The organism is Salegentibacter sp. UBA1130 (assembly GCF_002311535.1).
GTDB classification, from domain to species: Bacteria; Bacteroidota; Bacteroidia; order Flavobacteriales; family Flavobacteriaceae; genus Salegentibacter; species Salegentibacter agarivorans.
On the sequence record NZ_DCAP01000027.1, the window covers coordinates 65439 to 92216 of the forward strand.

Annotated in this window: 28 protein-coding genes; 19 read left to right on the plus strand and 9 right to left on the minus strand. The window is 37.9% G+C overall.

Going from position 1 to position 26778, the window contains the following annotated elements; translation table 11 throughout:
- Nucleotides 1-101 precede the first annotated feature (101 nt).
- From B4F31_RS10435 to panC, 6 genes are all read right to left on the minus strand, one after another.
- Nucleotides 102-1235 (minus strand): peptidoglycan DD-metalloendopeptidase family protein, encoded by a 1134-nt coding sequence (locus tag B4F31_RS10435; protein WP_286761278.1) that lies wholly within the window; start codon nt 1233-1235, stop codon nt 102-104.
- A 100-nt stretch (nt 1236-1335) separates the two neighbouring features.
- Nucleotides 1336-2700: a DNA repair protein RadA gene (radA, locus tag B4F31_RS10440; protein WP_286761279.1), complete on the minus strand. Its 1365-nt coding sequence runs from the start codon at nt 2698-2700 to the stop codon at nt 1336-1338.
- Nucleotides 2701-2719: 19 nt separating this feature from the next.
- Nucleotides 2720-3868 carry an alpha/beta hydrolase gene (locus B4F31_RS10445; RefSeq protein WP_286761280.1) on the minus strand — a complete coding sequence of 383 codons (1149 nt, stop codon included), beginning with the start codon at nt 3866-3868 and terminating at the stop codon, nt 2720-2722.
- A gap of 37 nt (nt 3869-3905) precedes the next feature.
- On the minus strand, nt 3906-4871 hold the full coding sequence (locus tag B4F31_RS10450) for a lysylphosphatidylglycerol synthase transmembrane domain-containing protein (protein ID WP_286761281.1): 966 nt from the start codon (nt 4869-4871) through the stop codon (nt 3906-3908).
- Nucleotides 4872-4875: 4 nt separating this feature from the next.
- On the minus strand, nt 4876-5226 hold the full coding sequence (panD, locus tag B4F31_RS10455; RefSeq protein WP_075325574.1) for an aspartate 1-decarboxylase: 351 nt from the start codon (nt 5224-5226) through the stop codon (nt 4876-4878).
- A 3-nt stretch (nt 5227-5229) separates the two neighbouring features.
- Nucleotides 5230-6087: a pantoate--beta-alanine ligase gene (panC, locus tag B4F31_RS10460; RefSeq protein ID WP_286761282.1), complete on the minus strand. Its 858-nt coding sequence runs from the start codon at nt 6085-6087 to the stop codon at nt 5230-5232.
- A 110-nt stretch (nt 6088-6197) separates the two neighbouring features.
- Here panC and B4F31_RS10465 point away from each other — a divergent pair, with 110 nt between their 5' ends.
- The 5 genes from B4F31_RS10465 to B4F31_RS10485 all read left to right on the plus strand — a co-directional run bounded on the left by B4F31_RS10465 (nt 6198) and on the right by B4F31_RS10485 (nt 12607).
- Entirely contained in the window at nt 6198-7010 is an 813-nt protein-coding gene (locus B4F31_RS10465) for a glycogen/starch synthase (RefSeq protein WP_286761283.1), read from the plus strand.
- A gap of 13 nt (nt 7011-7023) precedes the next feature.
- Complete coding sequence (locus B4F31_RS10470) at nt 7024-8592, plus strand: DUF4270 domain-containing protein (protein WP_286761284.1); 1569 nt, start codon at nt 7024-7026, stop codon at nt 8590-8592.
- A 16-nt stretch (nt 8593-8608) separates the two neighbouring features.
- Nucleotides 8609-10456 carry a glutamine--fructose-6-phosphate transaminase (isomerizing) gene (gene glmS / locus B4F31_RS10475; RefSeq protein WP_286761285.1) on the plus strand — a complete coding sequence of 616 codons (1848 nt, stop codon included), beginning with the start codon at nt 8609-8611 and terminating at the stop codon, nt 10454-10456.
- Between the two features lie 264 nt (nt 10457-10720).
- Nucleotides 10721-12235 (plus strand): F0F1 ATP synthase subunit beta, encoded by a 1515-nt coding sequence (gene atpD / locus B4F31_RS10480; protein WP_037317700.1) that lies wholly within the window; start codon nt 10721-10723, stop codon nt 12233-12235.
- Between the two features lie 78 nt (nt 12236-12313).
- Nucleotides 12314-12607 carry a F0F1 ATP synthase subunit epsilon gene (locus B4F31_RS10485; protein ID WP_037317698.1) on the plus strand — a complete coding sequence of 98 codons (294 nt, stop codon included), beginning with the start codon at nt 12314-12316 and terminating at the stop codon, nt 12605-12607.
- A gap of 47 nt (nt 12608-12654) precedes the next feature.
- Here the strand turns inward: B4F31_RS10485 and B4F31_RS10490 are convergent, their stop codons facing one another.
- Nucleotides 12655-12861, minus strand: coding sequence for a helix-turn-helix domain-containing protein (locus B4F31_RS10490; protein ID WP_037317695.1), 207 nt, complete (start codon nt 12859-12861; stop codon nt 12655-12657).
- Nucleotides 12862-12863: 2 nt separating this feature from the next.
- Nucleotides 12864-13322 (minus strand): DUF2975 domain-containing protein, encoded by a 459-nt coding sequence (locus B4F31_RS18155; protein WP_414706136.1) that lies wholly within the window; start codon nt 13320-13322, stop codon nt 12864-12866.
- Nucleotides 13323-13631: 309 nt separating this feature from the next.
- On the opposite strand from B4F31_RS18155, the gene B4F31_RS10495 reads away from it, so the two are divergent.
- The 7 genes from B4F31_RS10495 to mnhG are packed head-to-tail and all read left to right on the plus strand — an operon-like array spanning nt 13632 to nt 19437.
- Nucleotides 13632-15941 carry a putative monovalent cation/H+ antiporter subunit A gene (locus B4F31_RS10495; protein ID WP_286761286.1) on the plus strand — a complete coding sequence of 770 codons (2310 nt, stop codon included), beginning with the start codon at nt 13632-13634 and terminating at the stop codon, nt 15939-15941.
- A 50-nt stretch (nt 15942-15991) separates the two neighbouring features.
- Nucleotides 15992-16405, plus strand: a complete 414-nt coding sequence (locus B4F31_RS10500) for a Na+/H+ antiporter subunit B (protein WP_075325583.1) — start codon at nt 15992-15994, stop codon at nt 16403-16405.
- Between the two features lie 3 nt (nt 16406-16408).
- On the plus strand, nt 16409-16762 hold the full coding sequence (locus B4F31_RS10505; RefSeq protein WP_075325584.1) for a Na+/H+ antiporter subunit C: 354 nt from the start codon (nt 16409-16411) through the stop codon (nt 16760-16762).
- Nucleotides 16759-18279: a proton-conducting transporter membrane subunit gene (locus tag B4F31_RS10510; RefSeq protein WP_286761287.1), complete on the plus strand. Its 1521-nt coding sequence runs from the start codon at nt 16759-16761 to the stop codon at nt 18277-18279. The genes B4F31_RS10505 and B4F31_RS10510 overlap by 4 nt, the downstream gene beginning before the upstream one ends.
- On the plus strand, nt 18279-18755 hold the full coding sequence (locus B4F31_RS10515) for a Na+/H+ antiporter subunit E (RefSeq protein ID WP_075325586.1): 477 nt from the start codon (nt 18279-18281) through the stop codon (nt 18753-18755). Before B4F31_RS10510 ends, B4F31_RS10515 begins: the two co-directional genes overlap by 1 nt.
- Complete coding sequence (locus B4F31_RS10520) at nt 18752-19027, plus strand: cation:proton antiporter (RefSeq protein WP_079719901.1); 276 nt, start codon at nt 18752-18754, stop codon at nt 19025-19027. The genes B4F31_RS10515 and B4F31_RS10520 overlap by 4 nt, the downstream gene beginning before the upstream one ends.
- Nucleotides 19024-19437: a monovalent cation/H(+) antiporter subunit G gene (gene mnhG / locus B4F31_RS10525; RefSeq protein ID WP_075325588.1), complete on the plus strand. Its 414-nt coding sequence runs from the start codon at nt 19024-19026 to the stop codon at nt 19435-19437. The genes B4F31_RS10520 and mnhG overlap by 4 nt, the downstream gene beginning before the upstream one ends.
- 1 nt (nt 19438) lies before the next feature.
- On the opposite strand, the gene B4F31_RS10530 is transcribed toward mnhG, so the two are convergent.
- Nucleotides 19439-19882 (minus strand): MgtC/SapB family protein, encoded by a 444-nt coding sequence (locus B4F31_RS10530; RefSeq protein WP_286761288.1) that lies wholly within the window; start codon nt 19880-19882, stop codon nt 19439-19441.
- A gap of 34 nt (nt 19883-19916) precedes the next feature.
- On the opposite strand from B4F31_RS10530, the gene B4F31_RS10535 reads away from it, so the two are divergent.
- The 7 genes from B4F31_RS10535 (at nt 19917) to bioB (ending at nt 26770) form a co-directional block, all read left to right on the plus strand.
- Entirely contained in the window at nt 19917-21062 is a 1146-nt protein-coding gene (locus B4F31_RS10535) for an aminotransferase class I/II-fold pyridoxal phosphate-dependent enzyme (RefSeq protein WP_286761289.1), read from the plus strand.
- Nucleotides 21063-21153: 91 nt separating this feature from the next.
- On the plus strand, nt 21154-21564 hold the full coding sequence (locus B4F31_RS10540; protein WP_286761290.1) for a DUF2007 domain-containing protein: 411 nt from the start codon (nt 21154-21156) through the stop codon (nt 21562-21564).
- A 25-nt stretch (nt 21565-21589) separates the two neighbouring features.
- Complete coding sequence (bioD, locus tag B4F31_RS10545) at nt 21590-22207, plus strand: dethiobiotin synthase (RefSeq protein ID WP_286761291.1); 618 nt, start codon at nt 21590-21592, stop codon at nt 22205-22207.
- A 117-nt stretch (nt 22208-22324) separates the two neighbouring features.
- Nucleotides 22325-23590, plus strand: coding sequence for an adenosylmethionine--8-amino-7-oxononanoate transaminase (gene bioA, locus B4F31_RS10550; RefSeq protein ID WP_286761343.1), 1266 nt, complete (start codon nt 22325-22327; stop codon nt 23588-23590).
- Between the two features lie 70 nt (nt 23591-23660).
- A complete protein-coding gene (locus tag B4F31_RS10555) occupies nt 23661-24245 on the plus strand; it encodes an SET domain-containing protein (protein ID WP_286761292.1) in 585 nt (194 codons plus the stop codon).
- Between the two features lie 187 nt (nt 24246-24432).
- Nucleotides 24433-25593 (plus strand): beta-ketoacyl synthase N-terminal-like domain-containing protein, encoded by a 1161-nt coding sequence (locus B4F31_RS10560; RefSeq protein WP_286761293.1) that lies wholly within the window; start codon nt 24433-24435, stop codon nt 25591-25593.
- Nucleotides 25594-25678: 85 nt separating this feature from the next.
- Complete coding sequence (gene bioB, locus B4F31_RS10565; protein ID WP_075325594.1) at nt 25679-26770, plus strand: biotin synthase BioB; 1092 nt, start codon at nt 25679-25681, stop codon at nt 26768-26770.
- Nucleotides 26771-26778: the final 8 nt, after the last annotated feature.

A 26778-nucleotide genomic window follows, 5' to 3' on the forward strand; every position in this document is an offset into this window, starting at 1 on the left:
ATTGATTTCATTTTTGAACGTCTTCCTGAACTTGTTTCAGGATCTAAACCGTTGAAAACTAAAACATATTAGAAGCTGAAACAAGTTCAGCTTGACGTAATTTATATTGGTGTAACCAGACTTTGATGGACAAAAGAGGCTTTATTCGCAGAGGTTCTTACGTGAAACCACTCCCTGGTTTTTCCTAAGAACTGAAGCGTATCCTGAGCTTTCAAAGTACTTAGAACCCTGGAATTTGATGTTGTTGGCTTATTTCTAAGATTGGCTCTGTTACTCTGTACGATCAATTTGAGCGGAATACTATCTAATTTCTCGGGTTCGGTTTGCAGTGAACTGGCCTGGTAAACAAAATACAGCGGATTTATCGCGCCACGGTAACTTTTATAAATACCAAAATGAAGGTGTGGAGGCGTGGTTCTGGCATTTCCTGTATTGCCCACAAAACCCAAAGTATCTCCCCTTTTTACACTTCCGGGAATATTTGCAATACTATCTAAATGCGCATAATAAAGCGACTGATTGCGTTTACGGTCTCGTAGCCAAACCTGTTTGCCGCCAAGGCCTTTTTCACCGGTATAACCAATACTGCCGTTTGTAGCCGCTACCACAGGTGTTCGTCTTTTTGCGAAAATATCAATGCCTTCGTGGCTTCTTGCACCACCATCGCGATTGTCCCCCCAATAACTTTGTACATTGGTATTGACTCCAGAAGCCACCGGGAATAAATAAGCAGGACTTTTCTGCATTTTAAATGCAAATGGAGCAGTGGCTTCAATCTCCGGCTGGATCATCACCTTGTAGGTAGCTGTTTTTTCAGCTTCAAAGCTTAAGTTTTTCTTTCGAAAATCTGAAGATTTGACTTTTTCAAATAGGTTTGTAGAATCGGTGGTTTTCTCAAAAAGTTCTATAAAAACCAATTGTTTTGTAGAATCGGTTTCTACTGCTAAATTAAGAACTTCACCGGGTTGGAGTTGGATTTCATAAGAATACACTGAAAAACTTTTAGGAAAGAATTTACCGGTTTCGGCGTAAGGAAGGTTTACACTTACACTATCCTTAAAAGCGGTTTCGACTGAATTTTCCCAAATGGAGAACAATTCATCTGAAACAATAAAATCTCGTTTATACTGTTCTTTTGCGGTTGGATTGGTAATAAAATCGGAGGCTTTATTGATTTGCGAACATCCCGAAGTAATTAAAATAAGAAATAAGCTTAAAATTTTTATCTGCTTCATAGTCTTGTGTTTGCGTGCAATTTAAAGCAGTAATTATGCCAGATTGATATGATATCTCCCTCACTATTTTAGCTTTGCAATTTTAGAAATACTGCAGAGTCTACCCAAACAAATGGCTTACCACATCCTCAATTTTCGCTACTTTCACTACGTTAATATTGAAGTTATTTTTAGGGATTTTACTTTGTTTAGAAACCAGGATGGAAGCAAAACCAAGTTTTTCGGCTTCAATAATGCGCTGTTCTACGCGGGTCACAGGTCTAATTTCACCGGCAAGGCCAACTTCTGCCGCAAAACAAATATCTTTTGGAATAGAGATGTCTTCATTAGAAGATAAGATCGCAGCGATTACCGCAAGGTCTATTGCGGGATCGTCTACACTAATTCCGCCGGTAATATTTAGAAAAACATCTTTGGCGCCCAATCTAAAACCGGCTCGTTTTTCTAAAACCGCCAAAAGCATATTTAGTCTTTTTACATTATAACCGGTGGCAGAACGTTGCGGCGTTCCATACACAGCAGTGCTAACCAGCGCCTGGATTTCTATCATAAGCGGGCGCATTCCTTCCAGGGTGGCTGAAATTGCTGTTCCGCTAAGGTCTTCGTCATTTTTTGAAATTAAAATTTCAGAAGGATTGCTTACTTCCCGTAGTCCGCTGCCTTGCATTTCATAAATTCCCAGTTCGTGAGTAGAACCAAAACGGTTTTTATGGGCTCTTAAAATTCGATATACGTGGTTTCTGTCGCCTTCAAACTGCAAAACGGTATCAACCATATGCTCCAGCACTTTTGGACCGGCAATGCTTCCTTCTTTAGTAATATGACCAATTAAAATAACCGGGGTGTTGGTTTCTTTGGCGAATTTTATAAGTTCTGCGGTACATTCCCTAATTTGGGAAATACTCCCCGGCGCACTTTCAATATAATCGCTGTGCAGGGTTTGTATGGAGTCTATAATAATTACTTCGGGCTCAATAGCTTCAATTTGCCTAAAGATATTTTGAGTTTTGGTTTCGGTTAAAATGTAGCAATTAGCAGCTACAGGATTAATACGTTCTGCACGCATTTTTATTTGCTGCTGACTTTCTTCGCCAGAAACGTATAAAACTTTGTAGTTTAATTGAAGTGAAATTTGAAGGAGAAGTGTACTTTTTCCTATGCCCGGTTCACCGCCCAGTAGGGTGAGCGATCCCGGAACAAGTCCGCCGCCTAAAACCCGGTCCAGCTCATTATTGCCGGTGTGCCATCGGTTTTGAGGGCTATTTTCAATTTCAGCTATTTTTAAAGGTTTGGCGGTACGCTTAGCTTCGCGTTCGCTGGGAGATTTCCAATCTTTTGCATCGGGTTTTGCTACAATTTCTTCAGCAATAGTATTCCATTCTCCGCAAGCGCTGCATTTGCCCTGCCACTTTGCATATTGGCTGCCACAATTCTGGCAATAAAACGTTGATTTAACCTTGGCCATTTAGCTTTGATTTTTCCCGCTAATAACCGAAATCTTTTTTAATTGCATCAGCTTTTGCAAGCATAAAATCGGTATCTAAGAATGCGATTTTTTCCTGTCCGTAAGCATTTTGATAGGTGCGCATTGCTTTTTTAGGATTGCCGGTTTCTTCTTCATAACGGGCTTCAAAAAAAGTTCCCAGCATAGTGCCCGGATAATTATCGTAAGCCAATTTGCTTAATTCTTTATAATCATCCCATCTACGGGTTTTTTCTATCGCGTTATGAACAGCCATAAAATCTTCTAATCGTATTTTCTTCTGAATATTAAAAAGCTCATTAATGCTCTCATATTTATCAGTTAAAAACTCAACAGAAGATACCGAAGTTTGCAATAAAAGTTCGTTATAATCTTTTTGGCTAATAGGCCGGTAAACGCTAAACATGCTTTCTAAGGCAGAGGGTATTGCTTTTCCTACCAGTGAATAGTGCGTGGCGTTATCAAAATTATCAAACTTGTAGGTTACCAAATCGTTTTCTATTGCCGCAAGCTGGGAGTTTAGATCTTCAATCCCTTTTTTTAATTGTGGAATATCTGATGTTCCCGTAGCCAGGTAAATCCATTTTTTAGTTTCAGATTTAGCTAAATTACTGCTGATGCGATCTGCCATTGGAGGCGCTAAATCTGGACTAAGATTAATATAGCCATCAAAAATAGGATCGGGTTTTAGTAAATAATAATTGATAAAATTTGCGGTATAATCGTGACCGGCAATCACCCTGAAATCTGCAGTTCGATATTTATTATCCAGGTGCTGCATAAGCTCCATCCCAAGGAATTCAAAAAAGGCTGCGCCTTTATCTGCCGGAAGAAAATTTCGCTCGTCATAATAAGCATCGTCCATACGGGTTTTGCTTTGGTTAACGCCAACCACAATCATTTCGGGCGCATCTTCCCAGTAGGAAGCATAATCTACATTACCTGCTATAGGCTCAAACAGGTAGTCACCATCTAACACAAGAATTACCGGATATGTTTTTTCGGTATTTTCCTCGTAGTTTCGTGGGAGTTGAATCTTGATTTCTCTTGTTTCACCGAGCTTTTCGGAAGAAATCGTTTCGTAAAGAGTTTGTGCTGAGCTTAGTAGCGGCGCCACTAGCAGCACAAAAATGAGTAATTTTTTTACCATAGGTGTTAGGTTTTGTTTAACCTACACAAGATATATATTATTTTTGACGGTTGAAAATAGGAAGAAATATAAAGGATAATCCGCCTAAGATGAGCACCATTAAGGTCTGCGTGCCCCAGGTGAGCCAGCCAAATGCTTCACCACTTTGTTTGGAAATGCCAAAAAGCATCAAAATTGCGCCAATAGCTACAGGATAAACGCCAATTCCGCCATTTGTTGCAGAAACGGCAAAAGAACCTACTACAAAAGCAGCCATGATTATTGAAAATTCAGTATTTCCTAATCCTGGTATTGAAAATACAATAACATAAAACATTAAAATATACATGAACCAAATGAAAAGGGTATGAAAGATGAAAGCCCATTTTTGTTTCATTTTTAGAATACTGCGCATTCCTTCTAAAAGCCCATAAGCCATTTTCTTAATGCGCACCAGGAACGGAAGTTGAGATCTTTTAATAATTTGAAGTCCTAAAACACCTAAAAATACCAGGGCTAAAAGAATTCCCACGCTAAATAGCGGATTGATTTCGTTGGCTTTAAAATAAGCGAGAAGGTGTTCGGTTTGGAGAAATAAAGTGATGGCTGTAATGCTAAGCATCACGATAACATCGGCTATTCTTTCAGAAATAATGGTCCCGAAAGCTTTTTCAAAAGGAACTTTCTCATAAGAAGAAAGGCTGGCGGCTCTAAGCACCTCACCAGATCTTGGAATTCCAAAGTTAGCCAGGTAGCCGGCCATTACCGCCATAAAACTATTGGCTAATTTGGGTTTGTAGCCCAGGGGTTCCAGCATGAATTTCCACCTATATGCCCTGGACAGGTGAGAAAGGCCTCCAAAAAGCATAGAGAGTAGTAAAAACCAGGGATTGGCCGTTGAAATATTTTCCCATAATTCCTGCCGTTCCTGTGGGGTGGCACTTTTAAGAGAATACCAGATTAAAAAAACTCCCAATAATAATGGGAGTACGATTTTAAGTATTTTAATTATCTTTTTTTTCACCTGATTAACTCAAGAGATTGGTTTCTTCGTTTGGGAAAACCAGGGAGGGTTTAAAAGCTTTCGCTTCTTCAAAATCCATAATGGCATACGCGATAAGAATTAAAATATCGCCTTTAGCCACTTTCCTTGCTGCAGCACCGTTTAAGGTAATTTCGCCAGAATTTCTTGGCCCGGGAATTACGTAAGTTTCTAAACGTTCACCATTGTTATTATTTACAATTTGAACTTTTTCGCCTTCAATAATATTTGCAGCTTCCATAAGATCTTCATCTATAGTGATGCTTCCAATATAATTTAAATCGGCGCCTGTAACTTTTACTCTATGAATTTTTGATTTTACTACGTGAACTTGCATAGATTATTCTTCGTTGTTTAAAGCGATATTATCTATAAGTCTAATGTCGCCGGCATAAGCCGCTATAAATGCGCGGTAATTATGACCTTTTCTTTTTCGGTTAATTTTTTTTAAAGTTTGGGTATTTGCAATTTCAAAATATTCCAATTTCAGAACGGGATGATTTTTAAATTGTTCTTTTACCCAGTTATGTATATAATCTGCACTTTTTGTGCCAAATAGTTCCCTGGTTTTAAGAAGGGTCTGGTAAATAAACGAAGCTTCTTCCCGTTGCTCTTTATCTAATCTTTCATTACGTGAACTTCTTGCTAAACCGTTATCTTCGCGTAAAATGGGACAGCCAATAATTTCTACCGGAAGCTCTGCTTTTTCGGTTAACTTTCTAACAATTTGCAATTGCTGAAAGTCTTTTTCCCCAAAAAAAGCTTTGTGCGGCTCTACTATTGTAAATAGTCTTTTTACAATTGTTCCTACCCCGTCAAAATGTCCGTTTCGGTATTTTCCCTCCATTACCTGCTCCAAACCGTCAAAATTAAACTGTTCAGAACTTATATTTTCGCCATATAATTCGTTAGCGGGGGGAGCAAAAATCCAGAGGTGGTCACTGGCCTCTTCAAGAAGCTTAATGTCTTCGTCTAAAGTGCGCGGATATTTCTCAAGATCTGCAGGATTGTCAAATTGAGTGGGGTTAACAAAGATGCTGATAATCACCCGGTCACAACTTTGTAAAGCCTGTTTCACTAAAGATAAATGCCCGTGGTGCAAAGCACCCATTGTAGGGACTAAACCAATGATTTTGGCTTTGGATTTTTCGGCATTAATGGCCGCTTTTAAAGGGGTTTTTTCTTTGAAAACCTGCATTTTATTATAAAATTAACAGCGTGCAAACTTAATATATTACCAGCAATCTGCATAAATTTTTGTAATTTTGCGTGTTTTTTGTTCGCAATCGCAATTAAAGCAATCAATTTATGAAAGATAAGAGGATATTGTACGTATCATCTGAAGTTATTCCTTACCTGCCTGAAACCGAAATATCATCCACGTCTTTTGAAGCCGCAAAAATGGTAAATAATATTGGAGGGCAAATTAGAATTTTTATGCCCCGGTTTGGTAACATCAACGAACGTCGCCACCAGCTACACGAAGTGATAAGGCTCTCGGGGATGAATTTGGTGATTAATGACCTGGATATGCCGTTAATAATTAAAGTGGCTTCGATCCCAAAGGAAAGAATGCAGGTTTACTTTATAGATAACGAAGATTATTTTAAAAGAAAAGCTACTCTTACCGATGAAGAAGGCAATATGTTTGACGATAATGACGAACGAGCCATCTTTTTTGCCAAAGGAGTAATAGAAACCGTTAAGAAATTAAACTGGTCTCCCGATATTATTCACGTTCATGGCTGGCTGGCATCTTTGCTGCCGCTATACCTTAGACGCTATTATGGAAATGAGCCATTATTTAGTGGAGCAAAAATAGTTACCTCTATATACAATCAAGACTTCGAAGGAACGTTAGATGAAGATATGCAGGAGAAAGTTTTGTATGACGGGATGGAAAAAGAAGATATAAAACATTTAAAAACCCCAAACTACGTTAATTTAATGAAGCTTGCGGCAGATCATTCAGATGCTCTAATCACTGCAGGCGAAGACCTTCCTGAAGATCTTTCAAAATATATTGGCAGGCTTAATAAGCCAATACTTCCATATAAAAACAGGGAAGAATTTAGCCAGGCTTATCAGGATTTTTACACTAACGAAGTTTTATCTGAATAGAAATTTTTATCGAATGAATTTAATGAGAATGATGTACAAAACAGCAACTTTATTTTTTGTTGTTTTTGCTTTTGTGGGCTGTGATGATGAATATAGCACCGTTGGTGGTGAAATTATAGAAAACCCGAGTAACCTTGAGCTGGAAGAAGTGGAAGTAACCGCTTACAGCAAAAAACTAAATTCTGTACAAACCAATAACCTGAGCAACCATTTACTTGGCGTTTATAATCACCCTATCTACGGGCAAACTACGGCCAGTATCCTCAGCCAGCTTTCTTTACCTACCAATAACCCAACTTTTGGGGTAGAACCAGAGCTTGATAGCGTGGTTTTAACCATTCCTTATTTTAGTACCGAAGGAGATCTAGACGAAGATGGGAATATTCAATACGCTTTAGATTCCGTTTACGGAAATGCACCCATAAAAATTTCACTTCAGGAATCTAATTATTTTCTGAATACTTTAGATCCCGAATCCGATTTCCAGGATAGCCAAAAGTATTATTCAGATCAGCAGGAATTATTTGAGGAGAACCTAATTGGTGATGTTATCTATGAAAATGACAATTTTGTGCCTTCTTCACAAGCAATCGTTTCTTATGAAGAAAACGACGAAGGGGAACAGGATACCATTACTTCTGGTCCCGCTTTAAGAATAAAACTGCCGGTAGAATATTTTAAAGAGAAAATAATTGATAAAGAAGGTTCCAGTGTGCTTAGCAATAATAATAATTTCAAGAATTATTTACGCGGAATGTTCATTAAAGCCGAGGCAACTGCTGAAGATGGGACTATGATGTTATTTAATCTTAAGGCTGGTGATGCTGGAATTGAGCTTTTCTATACTACTGAAGTAGAAACTACTAATGATGACGGTGATACTGAAACGCTAAGAGATCCAAGAAGTTATAAACTTAGTTTTGGAAGCACCATTGTAAATACTTTTCAAGGCGAATATCCTGGAGATGTTTTGCAGGCTATAGAAGAAAGTAATGAAGATTCTGGAGCCGAAAAACTCTTTCTTAATGGAGGGGAAGGAACCATGGCAGTAATTGAGCTTTTTGAAAGTGAAGAACAAATAGCAGCATTTAGAGAAAACGAATGGTTAATTAACGAAGCGAATCTTACGTTCTATGTTGATAAGGATTTTGTGGCCGGTATTGATGAACCATCTCGTTTGTATCTATACGATTTGGATAATAATAGAATTATAGCCGATTACAGTTTTGCCATGAACTTTGTGCAAGACGGTAATGAAAATAATCCATCTACTTCGCTTACTTCTTTTTCTACACCCTTGGAAATTGATGAAGATGAAAACGGAGTACGTTATAAACTCAATCTTACTCAGCACGTAACTAATATTATTGAAGGCGATGCAGATAATGTAAGATTAGGCCTTGCTATTACTCAAAATATTAATATTACCAATAACGCGGCGGTTAGGGATACTGAAGCGGTGAAATTCTATCCTGCAATGGGGATTATTAGCCCAAAGGGCACTGTACTACACGGTAACCTTTCTAACGACGAAGAAAAAAGATTAAAACTAAGAATTTACTATACTGAAATTAATAATTAAATAACACCAATATACTATGTGCGGAATTGTAGGATATATTGGGCATAGGGATGCTTATCCCGTTGTCTTAAAAGGACTCCAAAGACTGGAATATCGTGGGTACGATAGTGCAGGGATTGCCCTTTATGATGGAAAGGAACTTAAACTTTGTAAAACCAAAGGAAAAGTTGCCGATTTAAAAGAAAAACTTGAAAACACGATTACTACCAATGGAAATGTAGCCATTGGGCATACACGTTGGGCAACTCACGGCGTTCCAAACGATGTGAATTCTCACCCGCATTACTCAAATTCTGGAGATATTGTAATTATTCATAACGGAATTATAGAAAATTACGATGCGCTTAAAAAGGAGTTAAAAACTCGTGGTTATACTTTTAAAAGTGATACTGATACCGAGGTTTTGGTTAATCTTATAGAAGACGTAATTATTAATGAAGGCGTTAAGCTTGGTAAAGCAGTGCAAATTGCATTGAACCAAACTGTTGGAGCCTATGCAATCGCGGTTTACAATAAAACAAAGCCAGACGAGATTGTAGTAGCTCGTTTAGGGAGTCCGCTTGCAATTGGAGTTGGAGAAGATGAATTTTTTATCGCTTCAGATGCCTCTCCATTTATTGAATATACCAATAATGCAATTTACCTGGAAGACGGGGAAATGGCTGTGGTAAGAAGAGGAAAAGAAGTTAAGGTTAGAAAGATTAAGGATGATACTTTGGTAGATCCCTATGTTCAGGAGCTTCAATTAAATCTTGAGCAAATTGAAAAAGGTGGTTACGAGCACTTTATGCTTAAAGAAATTCACGAGCAACCTACGGCAATTAAAGATACTTATCGTGGTAGAATGTTACCCGATAAAGGTTTAATAAGAATGGCCGGGGTAGATGATAACCTTGAGCGTATTGCTAATGCAAAACGAATTCTTATCGTTGCCTGCGGGACCAGCTGGCACGCCGGTTTGGTAGCCGAATATATTTTTGAAGAGCTTGCGAGAATTCCTGTAGAAGTTGAATATGCTTCAGAATTCAGGTATCGTAATCCTATTATTTCAGAAAAAGATGTAATTATAGCAATCTCCCAAAGTGGGGAAACTGCCGATACTATGGCGGCTATTAAGCTTGCCAAGGAAAAGGGTGCATTCGCTTTTGGAGTTTGTAACGTGGTAGGTTCTTCTATTTCCAGGGAAACTCACGCGGGTGCTTACACTCATGCCGGTCCTGAAATTGGGGTAGCTTCGACAAAAGCTTTTACTACGCAAATTACGGTGCTTACCTTAATGGCGCTAAAACTTGCAAAACATAATGGTACGATCTCTAATACAGATTTCATGACCTATTTGCAGGAAATGGAACGTATTCCTGCAAAAATTGAAAAAGCACTGGAAGGTGATGAGCATATAAAAATGATCGCCGATATTTATAAAGATGCCAGGAACTGCCTTTATTTAGGTAGAGGATTTAATTTCCCGGTAGCTTTAGAAGGTGCTCTTAAATTAAAAGAGATTTCTTATATACACGCTGAAGGTTATCCTGCTGCCGAAATGAAACACGGCCCAATTGCACTTATAGATGAAGAAATGCCGGTAGTGGTTATTGCAACTAAAAAAGGACATTACGAAAAAGTAGTAAGCAATATCCAGGAAATTAAATCCAGAAGCGGTAAAATTATCGCGATTGTTACTGAAGGTGACGAAGAGGTGAGAGATCTTGCCGATCACGTGATCGAAGTGCCAGAAACTTTAGAGCCGTTAACACCGCTTCTAACAACTATTCCACTTCAGTTATTGTCATACCATATTGCGGTATTGCTTGGAAGGAATGTAGATCAGCCAAGAAACCTGGCCAAATCTGTTACAGTTGAGTAAACTTTCAGAATAAATTATAAGAGTATAAAAATCCCTTTTGGAGACATTTTTCAGAAGGGATTTTCTTTTAAAATAATACTTTTAGAGGAATTTTTGCCGGCTTTAATAAGCTTCAAAAAAGTTATTTTAAGAGAGGTATGATTTTATTAAGAAAAAACTATCTTTGCAGCCTGAAAATACCCTTGTGCTATTTTAACACATTGTGAATTATTGCATTGAGTATTTCCAGATATTTTAAATACGAAAACATTAAAGAATTAAATAATGTCTAAAGTAACAGGTAAAGTTGCCCAAATTATTGGCCCTGTAGTTGATGTTGTGTTCGACTCAGAGAATGCTGAATTGCCAAAAATCTACGATTCTTTGGAAATCACCAGAAAAGATGGTTCCCTTCTAATTTTAGAAGTGCAATCTCACATTGGTGAAGAAACAGTGAGAACAGTATCTATGGATTCTACCGATGGTTTAAGCCGAGGAGTTGAAGTAGTAGCAACTGGAGCGCCTATTCAAATGCCGGTTGGTAAAGAAGTTTATGGCCGTTTGTTTAACGTGGTAGGTGATGCTATTGACGGGCTTGGGAATTTGCCAAAGGCCGGAAATGATGGAATGTCTATCCACAGGGAAGCGCCAAAATTTGAAGACTTATCTGTTTCTACAGAAGTTTTATTTACCGGGATTAAAGTAATTGACCTTATTGAGCCTTATGCAAAAGGTGGTAAAATTGGTCTTTTTGGTGGTGCCGGTGTAGGTAAAACAGTACTTATACAGGAATTAATTAATAATATCGCCAAAGGCCACGGTGGTCTTTCGGTATTTGCCGGAGTAGGAGAGCGTACTCGTGAAGGGAATGACCTTCTTCGAGAAATGCTTGAATCTGGTATTATAAAATATGGTGACGCTTTTTCTGAATCTATGGAAGAAGGCGGTTGGGATCTTAAAAAAGTAGATAAAACTGCTATGTTAGATTCTAAGGCAACTTTCGTATTCGGACAGATGAACGAACCACCTGGAGCACGTGCTCGTGTAGCACTTTCTGGACTTACAATTGCGGAATATTTCCGTGATGGAGCCGGAGAAGGCCAGGGGAAAGACGTTCTTTTCTTCGTAGATAACATTTTCCGTTTTACACAAGCTGGTTCAGAGGTGTCTGCACTTCTTGGGCGTATGCCATCTGCGGTAGGTTATCAACCAACTTTGGCGACAGAGATGGGTGCGATGCAAGAGCGTATTACTTCAACTAAAAACGGATCTATTACTTCTGTACAGGCGGTTTACGTACCTGCGGATGACCTTACTGACCCGGCGCCGGCAACAACCTTTGCCCACCTGGATGCAACAACGGTACTTTCACGTAAAATTGCCGAGCTTGGTATTTATCCTGCGGTAGATCCTTTAGAATCTACTTCAAGAATTCTTACTGCTGATATTTTAGGTGACGATCATTATAAATGTGCACAACGTGTAAAAGAGCTTTTACAGCGTTATAAAGAATTGCAGGATATTATTGCTATTCTTGGTATGGAAGAGCTTTCTGAAGAAGATAAGCTTGCCGTATCTCGTGCAAGACGTGTACAACGTTTCCTTTCTCAACCTTTCCACGTGGCCGAACAATTTACCGGTTTAAAAGGAGTTTTGGTTGATATTAAAGAAACTATTAAAGGATTTAATATGATTATGGATGGAGAATTAGATCACCTTCCGGAATCTGCCTTTAACCTTAAAGGAACCATTGAAGAAGCGATCGAGGCCGGTGAGAAAATGTTGGCTGAAGAAGACTAATTAAAAAGTAAACAATGGTCAGTGAGCAGTATTCAGTAAATATTTTTTGCTGAATGTTGTAAACACAAACTAAAAAATATGTACTTAGAAATAGTAACTCCTGAAGCTGTAGTTTTTAAAGCTGATGTTGATGCGTTAAAGGTTCCCGGTCACGACGGGGAATTTCAAATGCTTAACAATCACGCGCCTATAGTTTCTACATTGGTTGAAGGGGAAGTTAAAATTCAACTTGCGGCCTCTAATAAAGAATTAGACGATGAGCTTTCTGAAGATTTTAGAAAAGACTCTGCAAACAGCAACATTCTTTATTATACCATTAAAGGTGGTGTGTTAGAAATGAAAGACAATAAAGCCATTATACTGGCTGATTAATTTCAGGAAATTTAAAATAAGAAGAGCCGGGCAATTGCCCGGCTTTTTTAGTTTTTGGTGTATTCTAAAATATCTCCCGGCTGGCATTCTAAAACCTCACAAATAGCATCTAAAGTAGAAAATCGAACCGCTTTTGCCTTCCCTGTTTTTAAAATAGATAGATTAGCTGTGGTAATCCCTATTTTTTCAGCAAGTTCATTGCTTTTCATACCGCGTTCTTCCAGGATTTTATCCAGGTTTATAATAATAGGCATAACTAAACGGTTAACTCGTTTTCTTCTTTCATAACCCTGGCTTGATTAAAAATTTGGGATAGAAATATTAGAAATAAGCCTATACCTATCACAAACCAGAAATCGAAAAGATCAAAATTTAACTCCAAACGACCATTAAATATTACTTTGAAAACAAATATGGATATTGCGTCAACAATAGTTATTAAAATGATTAATTGACCAATTAATTTAAAACTTGCAATTTGAAGCTTCGTGAATAACGGCCCAGAAATTAGATCTTTCATTAAATTCTTGAATAAATACAGAATATAGATCCAAACTGCACTTGATAATAATTCATATGTTAAAGAGGAGTATAGTGCATTTTTAGATTTGATTTTAAATTCTTCAGCATCGTGTAATATTTCCAGGATATCGCCTGGACTAATAAAGATTGCATAAAGTAAAAAGCCGAATAAAAGTATCCAACCTATAATCAATTAATCAATAAATAATAAGCAACACTAAAAATGTTTTTAAGCCATTCTGAAGATTCCATTCCTCTACAATTATCGTTTAACAATAACAAACCTACATTAAATTATCGAAAAACAATAATTTTATAAATTAAAAATGATAAATTAATTTCAGCATTTTAAGAAATTTGCTGAGAAACAGGGTTTTTATAATGATTTAAAATAAGAAGCTATTAAATCGGAATCCTTATGGAGGTTAAACGCCGCTTTGACTGTAAAACTTAAATAATAACTCTTATATTTGCGGGGAACGGACTTTTTGAGAGGAAATATATGCTAACAGCAATACTATTAGGTTTTTTATTCGCAATATTCCTGGTTTTCGCAGGAAAGTTCTTCAGGGGGAAATTAGCCGTTCTTTCCGCACTTATTCCGGGTGGGCTTTTTGCATATTTTGCAAGTTTTATTCCGCAGATAAGTTCTGGAGAAATAATTTCTAAAACTTACCAATGGGTTCCTGCTTTTGGAGTAGACCTTAGTTTTAAGTTAGACGGGCTTTCCCTTCTTTTTTCATTGATGATCACCGGGATTGGTTTCCTGGTTTTTGCATATACCGCATCGTACCTTAGAGGGCATAAGTATCTTGACCGTTTCTACGGATATCTGAGCTTGTTTATGGCAGCCATGCTTGGTTTGGTGCTTTCAGACAATCTTATCTCACTTTTTGTTTTTTGGGAATTAACCAGTATAAGTTCATTCTTCTTAATCGGGTTTAATAATACCAACCCGGCTTCCCGAAAATCGGCTTTAACCGCTTTAGGAATTACCGGTTTTGGAGGGTTTTTCTTATTAGCAGGAGCTTTGTTGTTGGGTAGTATTACCGGCACTTACAGCATTTCTGAAATGCTAAGTATGAAAGAAGCTATTGCTGGCAGTGAATATTACATCCTGGCGGTGATCTTTATTTTTGTGGCTGCATTTACCAAGTCGGCGCAATTTCCTTTTCATTTCTGGTTGCCCGGTGCGATGAAAGCACCAACTCCGGTTTCTACTTATTTACACTCTGCCACGATGGTAAAAGCGGGGATTTACCTTCTTATGCGTTTTACACCGGTTTTGGGAGATTCAGAATTCTGGAATACTACATTGATTATTGTTGGTGGAATTACGATGGTTTACTCTGCAATTCACGCGCTTTTTAGAACCGATCTTAAAGGTGTTTTGGCGTATTCTACTATTTCAGCCCTGGGGATTTTGGTATTTTTAATCGGTTTGGGAACAAAATCGGCTTTCCTTGCTGCTGCTGTATTTATTATTGTTCACGCGCTTTATAAAGCTACATTATTCCTGGTTACAGGTATTATAGACCACCAAACCGGTACACGGGATGTTACTAAATTAAGCGGATTACGAAAAATTATGATGCCGGTAGCGATTGCCGGTATTCTGGCAGCAATTTCCAGTGCAGGTATTCCGCCATCGGTAGGTTTCCTCGGAAAAGAACTTACTTACGAAGCCAGTACCCATGCTGAAACTTTTACAATAATAATTGTAATTGCAATTGTTCTAACAAAAATACTATTGCTTTGGGCGGGTTTTGTGGCCGGAATTAAACCTTTTGTAGGTAAACTCACCGAGGCACATAAAGATGTAAAAGCGCCTGATTTCCTAATGTGGGCACCGGCAATTATTCTTGCTGTGCTTGGAATTGTTTTTGGGATATTCCCTATGCTTATTGAATCGGCCCTTGTAAAACCGGTAGTTTCATCTTTAGGGGCAGATGCTTCAGAATATCACCTTGCGCTATGGCACGGTTTTAATACTGTTTTGCTATTAAGTGCAATTACTATTGCTGTTGGGGTTTTGCTATATTTCTTCCTGAAACCTTCAGCAAAACTGGAAACCAGAATTGGAAAATATGAATTTATTTCTCCTAAAAGCATCATGGAAAAAGGAACTCATTATTTCAGTGTATTTTCAGCATTCTGGACTAATGTTTTTCAAAATGGATATTTAAGAAATTATGTAACGACCATTGTGTTGTTTCTTGTAGTTTTAGTAGGCTACGTTATGTTTGGAAACCCAAGGGTAATGATAGATCATACCCAGCTTTCTAAAGTTACCGCTTACGAGTTGGCGGTGGTAATTATATTAATTGCCGGAGTTTTCTATACCGTTTTTACAAAATCCAGACTTGCTGCAGTTGCCGCAATGGGAGTTGTTGGTTTGGCTATTTGTTTGATTTTTGTTTTCTACAGTGCACCAGATTTGGCGATGACGCAATTTTCTATTGATACCTTAACAGTTATATTGTTTGTGCTGGTACTTTACAGATTGCCAAAATACCTTACACTTTCAGATTATAAAATGCGAATTAGGGATGGAATCCTCTCCCTGGCTCTAGGAACGGTAATATGTTTACTTGCGTTGCAAGTACTTGCTGAACCTACAAATACTGAAGTTGGTGATTTCTATGCGAAAAATGCCTATATCCTGGCTCACGGTAAGAACGTAGTAAATGTTATCCTGGTAGATTTTAGGGGAACAGATACGCTTATGGAAATTGCGGTATTGTCTATCTCAGCTATTGGAGTATTTGGATTACTAAAATTGAGATTGAAAAGTACAGACAGGTCGCAATAAAAGAACATTAGAGTCGGGGTAAAATCCGTCTTTTTCTAAAAAATATATAAATGAAAACCTTAATATTAAGAACAGCTTCCGATTATCTTTTGCCATTACTGCTGGTGTTCTCTGTTTTTATCTTATTACGTGGGCATTATTTGCCTGGCGGTGGTTTTGTGGGCGGACTTATAGCTGCGATTGCTTTTGTGTTGCACGCTTTTGCCAACGGGCTTGATAATACAAAAGGTCTTTTAAGATTTCATCCCGGGTTTTTAATGCCTGTTGGTTTGGGTCTTGCTTTTTTAAGCGGTTTGGCACCGGTAATTGGTTTAGACGATCCTTTTATGACGGGACTTTGGTTCCCAGAGCCCTTCCCGGTTATTGGGAACGTAGGTTCAGCTTTATTTTTTGATATAGGAGTTTACCTGGTAGTAATTGGAGTCACCCTCACAATAATATTTACAATTTCAGAATCAGCTTAATTTATGGAAATTCTTTTAGCTATAATTATAGGGGTTCTGTATGCCGCAGGTATTTATATGATTCTGCGCCGGAGTTTGGTGAAACTCATTATCGGAATTATTTTGTTAGGAAATGGGGCAAACCTGCTAATTTTCCTGCTGGGAAGAATTACAGAAGGTGCACCACCAATTATTCCAGAAGACTCCAAGGTTTTTTTAGAAGCTTATGCAGATCCTGTTCCGCAGGCATTAATATTAACCGCTATCGTAATTAGTTTCGGTTTACAATCTTTTGCAATTATTCTTGTAAAAAGAGCACACAAAGTAGTGAAAACCGATGATCTGGACGAAATGAACGCAACAGACGAAGATTCATGACACAACAAATAATATTATATCCTTTACTGCTGCAAATGCTATTGGCTATCATCCTCATGTTTTTCTGGAGGAAGATAAATGCACAGCGAATAATTAGTATGTTTGGAAGCCTTGTGCACCTTGCTGTTAGTATTACTGTTTTTGCGTATATCTGGAATAATGGCACCCAAACAGTACAGGCCGGGAGTTGGGAAGCTCCTTTTGGAATTACCTTTATTGCAGATACTTTCTCGGCCACTATGGTGCTACTTACCTCCATTGCAGGTTTGGCTGTATCTATATTTTCGTCGGGTTCAGTTATTGGTGATAGATTGAGATTTGGGTACTTTCCCATTTTCCATTTCTTACTTTTAGGACTTACCGGCGCTTTTTTAACCGGTGATATCTTTAACCTTTATGTTTGGTTTGAAATTATTATTATAAGCTCTTTTGTTCTAATTACTATTGGTGGGGAAAAAGCTCAATTAGAGGGTGCGGTAAAATATTTTACGCTGAATTTCCTCGCTTCTATGATCTTTTTAACGGCAATTGCGGTGCTATACGGTTTAACCGGAAGCTTAAACATGGCCGATCTTGCCAATAAAGTGGCTGCAGTAGAAAACCGGGCTCTTGTAGAAATAACTGCTATTTTATTTCTAATTGGCTTCGGAATTAAATCGGCTATTTTTCCTTTATATTTTTGGTTACCGGCTTCTTATCATACGCCACCCTCAGCGGTTTCAGCTATTTTTGGAGGCTTGCTTACTAAAGTTGGGGTGTATGCTTTAATTAGGGTGTTTACTTTAATTTTTGTAGATGATGTTTTCCTGGATCAAATTCTATTGGTGCTTGCTATTTTCACCCTGTTTAGTGGGGCATTGGGCGCCCTGGTTCAAAATAATATAAGGAAGGTATTCTCTTATTTAATTATTTGTCATATTGGTTATATGATTATTGGTTTGGGAATGTTTACCGAAGTTGCTATTGCAGGTGCAATTTTTTACCTGGTGCATGATATTGTGGTGAAAACGAATCTTTTTATGATTAGTGGTCTTATATACCGAATAAAAGGTTCTAATAGTATGCGGGCTTTAGGAGGCTTTTATGCTAATTATCCCAAGTTGAGTTTATTGATGTTTATCCCGTTATTTTCATTGGTTGGGATTCCGCCTTTATCGGGGTTTTGGCCTAAAATATCTTTAATTACTGCCAGTTTTGAATCTGGAAGTTATTGGAGCCTGGCCGCAATTATCTTTGCAAGTTTTATTACCTTGGTTGTAATCGCGAAACTTTGGGCTGAAGTTTTTTGGAAAGATGCACAGGAAATTCCTGTTAGACCAAAATTCAGGTATTTTCATGCAATTAAAAATATAAAGAGAGTTCAGATAATAGTACCTATAGTTTTTTTAAGTCTGGTATCCTTATATGTAGGTTTTGGAGCAGAACATATTCAAACGCTTTCAGCTAGAATTGCATCAGAATTAATGGATAATCAGCAATATATAGACGCAGTACTTAATACACAAACACCCGAATAATGAAGAGCAGGTTTGTATCTAATTTATTACTCACTTTTGTATGGGTAGCCCTAACCGGAGATTTTACTTTCCAGAACTACATCTTTGGCTTTGTGCTTAATTTTTTTATTCTGTGGGTGATAACAAGAGGGAATAGTGATGCCCGGTATTTTACTATTATTCCTAAATTGATAGCCTTCTTTTTCTTCTTCCTGTGGGAATTATTTAAAGCAAACCTACAGGTAGCTTACGAAGTTGTGACCCCAAAATATGGAATGAAACCGGGAATTGTAAAAGTACCGCTTACCATACAAAGCAACCTGGGGATTACATTTTTGGCGAATATGATCTCGCTTACTCCGGGAACCCTTAGCCTGGATGTCTCTAACGATAAAAAAGTGCTTTATGTACATGCTATGTATGTAACCGATAAAGAGGAATTTATCGATAGTATTAAAAACGGATTTGAAAAACGTATTTTGGAAATATTGAGATGACGCTAACAGATTATTTATATTATATTATTCTGCCAGTCCTGGCCTTTTCGGTACTACTAATAGTTTACCGATTTATTAAAGGTCCCAGTATTGCCGATAAAATTATTGCCCTGGATGTGCTTATCACTACCGGTATTGGAATTATTGGAGTTTACAGTATTATTCACGGAAGGTCTACATTTTTAGATACTGCAATGATCCTGGCTTTAATTGCTTTTTTAAGTACTGTGGCTTTCTCATATTACCTGGAAAAAAGAAACCGAAAGAAATGAGTTCAATAATTATAGTAATATTAATCACTTTAGGAACCTTGTTCGTACTGCTTTCTGCAATAGGACTTGTAAGAATGCCCGATACGTATATGAGGATTTCGGTAAATACCAAAGCGGCCACGCTTGGTGTTGGTCTTATTTTAGTGGGAACGGCCGTTTTCTTTAACGATCTTTCTACCACTTCCCGTGCACTTGTAATTATTCTTTTTGTATTTCTAACTGCCCCCGTAAGTGCACATTTAATTGGAAGGGCATCCTATTTTATGGGAGTAAAACTCTGGAAAGGCTCCGTTATGGACGATCTTAGAGGAAAATATCAGAGAAATTCTCACGTATTAAAAAGTGAAATTGACGATACTCCGCAAAATAACATAGATCACACAAGAAACGAAGATGATATTGTAAAGTAGTTTAGTATTCAGTATTATCATGTTTTCTTTTTCCCCTTATAAGTTTCTTTTCCAGCAACCCAAAAACTAGATTTATAACAACAATTGTTATACAAATTATAAGTAGCTCGGCATACATTTGTAAAGCAGCGAGCCCACCAGCGGCGGCACTACACCAAATAGTAGCAGCAGTAGTTAAACCCTTTACATTTTTCCCGTGCTGAAGAATGGTTCCAGCACCAATAAATCCAATACCGGTGACCACCTGGCCAATAACCCTGGTAATATCTACAAATTCTTCTCCCTGAAATTGTAGAGAAAGTAAAATAAAAACACAAGCACCCAGGGCCACAAGAGCATTAGTTTTTAAACCGGCGCTTTTGCCGGTAAACTCCCTTTCTATACCTATAAAAAGTCCGGCCACAGCTGCCAAACCAATACTAAGACTAAATTCTGCCAGTTCCATATTTTTTAGTTCGTTAAAGTTGTAATTTTGAACTATGCAATTACCTTTAAAATTAGCGAAAAGTTTAGAGAAGAGAAAGAACGAAAATGCTCTACGGTCTTTAAAGAAGAACGCTCAATTAATAGATTTTTCCTCAAACGATTATTTAGGATTGGCTTCTTCTGCAAAAATCTATAATCAGGCACATCAGATTTTAGAGCAGAATAATCTTTTAAGAAATGGAGCCACCGGTTCCAGGTTGCTTTCTGGGAATCATAAAATTTATGATTTAACCGAAAATTTCCTTGCCGAATTTCATAAAACTGAAGCAGCTTTAATTTTTAATTCCGGCTACGATGCTAATATTGGATTTTTCAGTTCAGTGCCTAAACGCGGAGATTTTATTATTTATGATGAACTTGTTCACGCTTCTATAAGAGATGGAATTTCAATGAGTAAAGCTAAAGCATATAAATTCCGCCATAATAATATTGAAGATCTCAAAACCAGGCTGAAAAAACTTTCACAACCTGAAAATTCAGAAATTTATATCGTAACCGAATCTGTTTTTTCAATGGATGGAGATGTGGCGCCGCTACAAGAATTAGCAACAATTTCAGAAGATTTTAAAGCCTTTTTGGTGGTAGATGAAGCCCACGCTACGGGTATTTTTGGTGAAAATGGAGAAGGTTTGGTTCAGGAAGAAGGAATTCAGGATAAAGTTTTCGCCCGGTTAAATACTTTTGGAAAAGCCCCGGGATGTCACGGCGCGGTTATTTTAGGAAGTAAAGGTTTAAAAAATTACCTGGTAAATTTTTCCCGAAGCCTAATTTATACAACGGCTTTGCCGCCTCATTCGGTTGCTACAATTCTTTCGGTTTACCAGGAATTCACAAACGGAATTTCAGAAATTCAGCAACTAAAAAATAATATTCATTTTTTCAGGAATCAAATTGAGGAATTAGAGGTTAAAGAACACTTTATTCCGAGTAATTCAGCAATTCAAAGTTGTATAATTCCGGGGAATGAAAAAGTGAAAAGCATAGCAGAAATTTTGAAACAAGAAGGTTTTGAAGTAAAACCCATTTTATCGCCCACGGTGCCAAAAGGCAGTGAACGCCTCCGGTTTTGTTTACATTCCTTTAATTCTGAAAATGAAATCAGGGAGGTTTTAAAAAAACTCGCTAAATTACTGCCATGAAGCCAGCGTGATGCTGAACCCAGAAATTGGCTGTAGTAGGATTAGGTAAGCCAGTGATTAATCTCCGGTTTGGGATAAAATATATAAACATATGAGCACTTTTGTAAACATAGCCAGGTTTCAGTATTCTTCTGAAGCTCAAATTGTAAAAGGGAAATTACAATCTGAAGGTCTAGAGGTATTCCTGGCAGACCAGGTTCTTATTGATACCGATCCTTTGGTAAGCCAGGCAATTGGCGGTATAAAATTATACGTGTATGCTGACGATGAGGAACGAGCCCGGGCGATTTTAAGTGAAATTCACGATTATTCCCTTGATGACAAAGGTGAAAGAGTAGTTTGTCCCAACTGTGACAGCACTCGCGTAAAAGTTTACACGCATATTAAAGATGTGCGTTCTTTCTTTGCTTTTTTGTTTTCATTTCTCACCTTCGCCCTGCCAATTCACTACAAATACGATTATCATTGTGAAAATTGTGAAGAGAAATTTACTTTAAAATGACCAGCATTGAAGAATTTATAAATAAATGAAACATACTTATTTTGTTACCGGTATTGGAACCGAAGTTGGAAAAACAGTAGCTTCAGCAATCTTAACAGAAGCCTTAGAAGCCGATTATTGGAAACCTATCCAGGCCGGCGATCTTGATAATTCTGATAGCCATAAAGTAGAAAGACTAATTTCTAACGATAAAACTGTTTTTCATAAAAATCGCTTTGCGCTAAAAACACCCATTAGTCCGCATGCAGCGGCTGAAATTGATCAAGTAAAAATTACTTCAAAAAAAATAAAACGTCCAAAGGGCGAAAATAGTTTGGTTATTGAAGGCGCCGGAGGTTTATTAGTCCCAATTAGCGATAAAGAAACTATAGCCGATTTAATGCAGCCGGAAGATCGCATTATCCTGGTTTCTCGTCATTATCTTGGAAGTATCAATCATACTTTATTAACTATAGAAGCTTTAGAATCTCGCGACTTAAATTGCTTCGGAATAATTTTTTCGGGCGAAGAAAATAAATCTACTGAATCGATAATTGAGAAAATGGGCGGTATAAAGGTTCTGGGAAGAATAGAACAGGAACCTTACTTTGATCAAAATGTGATTAAAGAATACGCTGAATTATTTAGAGAAAAATTGAAATAAATTAAACCTCATAGGTTTTTAAAATCTGTGAGGTTTTACTATTATAACATGTCAGATTTTAAAAAAGATAAAGATTCCCTTCCCCTCCCTTTTGGGGAGGGGACCGAGGGGAGGGGCTTGAACTTAGTTACCCGAGATCAAAAACACCTTTGGCACCCTTTAACCCAGCATAAAATTTCTCCGGAAGCTTTGCCGATTGTAAAAGCAAAAGGCAGTATTCTTTACGCCGAAGATGGCAGTGAATATATAGACGGCATTGCTTCCTGGTACACGGCAATGTATGGGCATTGCAATGAATATATCACCGGAAAAGTTGCGGCCCAGATGCAAAACCTGGATCAGGTAGTGTTTAGTGGATTTACTCACGAACCTGCGGTAAAACTTTCTGAAGAACTAATAAAGATTTTACCGGGAAATCAGCAGAAACTGTTTTTTAACGATAATGGTTCCACGGCTACTGAGATCGGGATAAAAATGGCTTTACAGTATCATCACAACCAGTGCAATAATCGTAATGTGATGTTAGCTTTTGACGAAGGTTTTCACGGCGATACTTTCGGCGCGATGTCGGTTTCGGGGCTTTCAGTTTATAATGGCGCTTTTGAAGAACATTTTATTGAAGTTTTACGAATCCCGGTTCCGTTAGGAGAAAATAATGAAGAAGTTATTTCGAGGTTGAAAGAACTAATTTCCGAAAATAATATTGCAGGATTTATATATGAGCCCTTAGTGCAGGGTGCGGCGGCAATGAAAATGCACGATGCTACTGGCTTGAATGAAATTCTAAAGGTTTGCAAAGAAAATGACATTATTTGCGTGGCCGATGAAGTAATGACCGGATTTGGGAAAACCGGGAAATATTTTGCTTCAGATTATATGGAAAACAAACCAGATGTGATGTGCCTTTCTAAAGCCTTAACTGCCGGTTTGTTACCTATGGGTTTAACTACCTGTTCGCAAAAAATTTACGATGCCTTTTATGACGAAGATATATCTAAAGGACTATTTCACGGGCATACCTATTCTGCGAATCCACCGGCTTGTGTTGCGGCCATTGCCGGAATAGAATTATTGGTTTCCGAGGGAATTCAGCAGAAAATACGGGCGGTAATAAAATCTCACCAGGCTTTTGATGAAAAGATAAAAGATCATCCAAAAGTTACCAATCGCCGGCAGTTGGGCGTTATTTATGCTTTTGATCTTAATGTGAAAATGGAGCGCTACGGTAATCTTAGAAATCAGCTTTTTAAACATTTTATGGATAATGGCGTATTTCTAAGACCGCTTGGAAATACTATTTATATTTTGGCGCCGTTTACAATTACTCAATTAGAATTGGATAAAATCTATTCTGTTATCGAAGATCTTCTGGAAAAGTTTTAGAAATAAACTTTTATAAGTGTCTTAAAAGCAAAGCTTTAATTGTTTACATTAGAATTAAAATTTTGCGATTATGATGCATCCAGATACAGAGCTGCGCTTTATAAATGAGCAGGTGGGATATGGCGTGGTGGCTACCAAAAAAATTCCAGAGGGCACCATTACCTGGGTTCAGGACGATTTAGATCACGTTTTTTATAATTCCCAGGTAGAAAAATTGCATCCTAAAAGTGCGAAAATGCTCGAAAAATATGCTTTTCGCAATCGGTTTGGCGATTTGGTGCTTTGCTGGGATTTGGCGAAATATGTAAACCATAGTTTTAATTCTAACTGCTTTTCTACAGCCTACGGATTTGAAATTGCGGTTAGAGATATTCAAGTTGGCGAAGAGCTAACCGACGATTATGGATATCTCAATCTAGATGAAGCTTTTGAAGCTCACCCAGAGAACAGTTCCAGAACAAAAGTTTATCCCGATGATTTGATGAATTATCACCAGGAGTGGGACGGGATTTTGCAAAAATCTATTCAGAAATTCGAAAAAGTTTATCAACCACTTATAGATCTTGTTTCTGAAGGAATTCAATTAGAATTGCAAAAGATCCTATTAGGTGAAAAAGAAATGGATTCTATTTTAAATCTTTATTACCAGCGTTAAACTTGTTTATCCCACTATCCTTCCTGCGAGGTTTTTTTATACCTCGTAGGTTTGAAAAATAATAATATACCTACAAGGTTGTTCAAACCTTGCAGGATTTCTGATTCATTATCTTCATTTCTTTTTTATTGAAAATATTTAGCGGTTGATTCAGCAGACCGTATTTTTGCGGAAAAATTAATCGCTTTTGAAATCACCGGTATTTATATCTTCACTTGGTTCTGTTTCTGCGCTTGGTCAATCTCCTGCGGAAATATGGAAAAATTATAAAAATCCGAAACATTTTATTTCCAAACATCAGTTTGATGAAATCGAAGCTTTTGCGGCTTTTTTGCCAGTGGAAGTTCGGGCTGCTATAGAGTCACTGCGCGAGGAAAACACCAATTATAGAAAATTGGATGATTCGGTTTTATTTGCAATTTTTTCAGCCAGAAAAGCTATAAATGAAGCTGGCTGGAAAAGCGAAAAAAATATCGGAATCAATATTGGTAGCTCCCGTGGCGCTACCGGGTTATTTGAAAAATACCATAAAGAATTTATAGAAACGGGGAAAGCCGCTACACAGGCTTCGCCTTCTACCACTTTAGGGAATATTTCTTCCTGGGTTTCGCAAGATCTTCAAACAGAAGGACCGGAATTTTCTCATAGTGTAACCTGCTCCACCGGATTACACGCTGTGGTAAATGCGATTGCCTGGATGCAGGCCGGCTTTGCCGATAAATTTCTCGCCGGTGGAAGTGAAGCCGCATTAACGCCTTTTACAATCGCCCAGATGAAAGCTATGAAAATCTATGCTTCAGAAAATCTTGATTTTCCGTGTCGCGCTTTGGATATGGATAAAAAAAGAAATTCAATGATTTTAGGTGAAGCTTCTGGGATATTGGCGCTTCAGAAGGAAGATTCAGAAAAAGTAATTGCTAAAATTACGGGAATTGGCTATGCTACTGAAACTTTAAAACACAGTGTTTCAATTTCGGAAAAAGGGGAATCTTTGCAGAAAGCGATGAGAATGGCAATTGGAGAGAAAGAGCTTTCAGAAATTGACGCGGTAGTGATGCACGCGCCCGGAACCCTAAAAGGAGATCTTTCTGAAGTAAACGCAATAAAAACACTTTTTGGTAAAAATGCTCCCGCAATGACTAGTAATAAATGGAAACTGGGACATACGTTTGCAGCTTCGGGAATTTTAAATTTAGAACTGGCGATTTTAATGCTTCAGCATCAGGAATTTATTGAGGTTCCTTTTTCAGAAATCAGTAGATCGCCTTCAAAATTTGAAAATATACTGGTAAATGCTGTAGGCTTTGGCGGGAACGCAGTTTCTGTATTAATAAGTCGGAAATCATAACTTTAAAGAAAGCTTTGAAAACTTTCTTCGCTGAAGGCTTATTAAAGCGCAGTTTTATTTATTTTTGATTTCAAATCTATTTTTTATGGCCACAAGACATAACTGGACAAAAGAAGAAATTCTCGAGATATATAATAAACCTTTAATGGAGTTGCTTTACGAAGCGGCCACTGTGCATAGGAAAAATCACGATCCTAACACCGTTCAGGTTTCAACTTTACTTTCTATTAAAACCGGCGGTTGCCCTGAAGATTGCGGCTATTGCCCACAGGCAGCAAGATATCATACTAATGTTGAAGGAAACGACCTTATGAGCGTGAACCAAGTGAAAGCCCAGGCGCTACGTGCTAAAGAGTCGGGAAGTTCGCGGGTTTGTATGGGTGCAGCCTGGAGAAACGTAAAAGACGGTAAAGAGTTCGATTCGGTTTTAGAAATGGTGAGAACCATTAATAAACTTGATATGGAAGTATGTTGCACCCTGGGAATGATTACCGAAAACCAGGCGCAGCGACTTGCAGAAGCAGGTTTGTATGCTTATAACCATAATTTAGATTCATCAGAAGAATATTATAAAGAGGTAATTTCTACCCGCGGTTACCAGGATAGACTGGATACCATCGGTAACGTGAGAAAAACCAATGTTACGGTTTGTAGCGGCGGAATTATAGGAATGGGAGAAAGTGTAGATGACAGAGCAGGAATGCTTGTAGCTTTATCTACATTAAGTCCGCAGCCGGAATCTGTACCAATTAATGCTTTGGTGCCTGTTGAAGGAACGCCGATGGAAGAGCAGGAGCCGGTTTCTATCTGGGAAATGGTAAGAATGGTCGCAACCGCCAGAATTGTAATGCCTGAAACCCAGGTAAGACTTTCTGCCGGAAGAACTCAAATGAGTAGAGAAGGGCAGGCGATGTGTTTCTTTGCCGGTGCAAACTCGATCTTTGCCGGGGATAAACTACTTACTACACCAAATCCTGATGTAAATGAGGATATGGAATTATTTAGATCTTTAGGTTTGAATCCGCAAAAAGCATTTGAGAAAAAGGAGCAGCCTAAAAGTGTTTCAGCTGAAGAATCTCAATATCAGAATTTAGGTGAAAAACCAAAATGGTCTAGACCTGGGCATAAGATTGAGCGTAATTTAGAAGCGCAACAAAAATCGAAAGCCAAGGCTTAAAAAAGAAT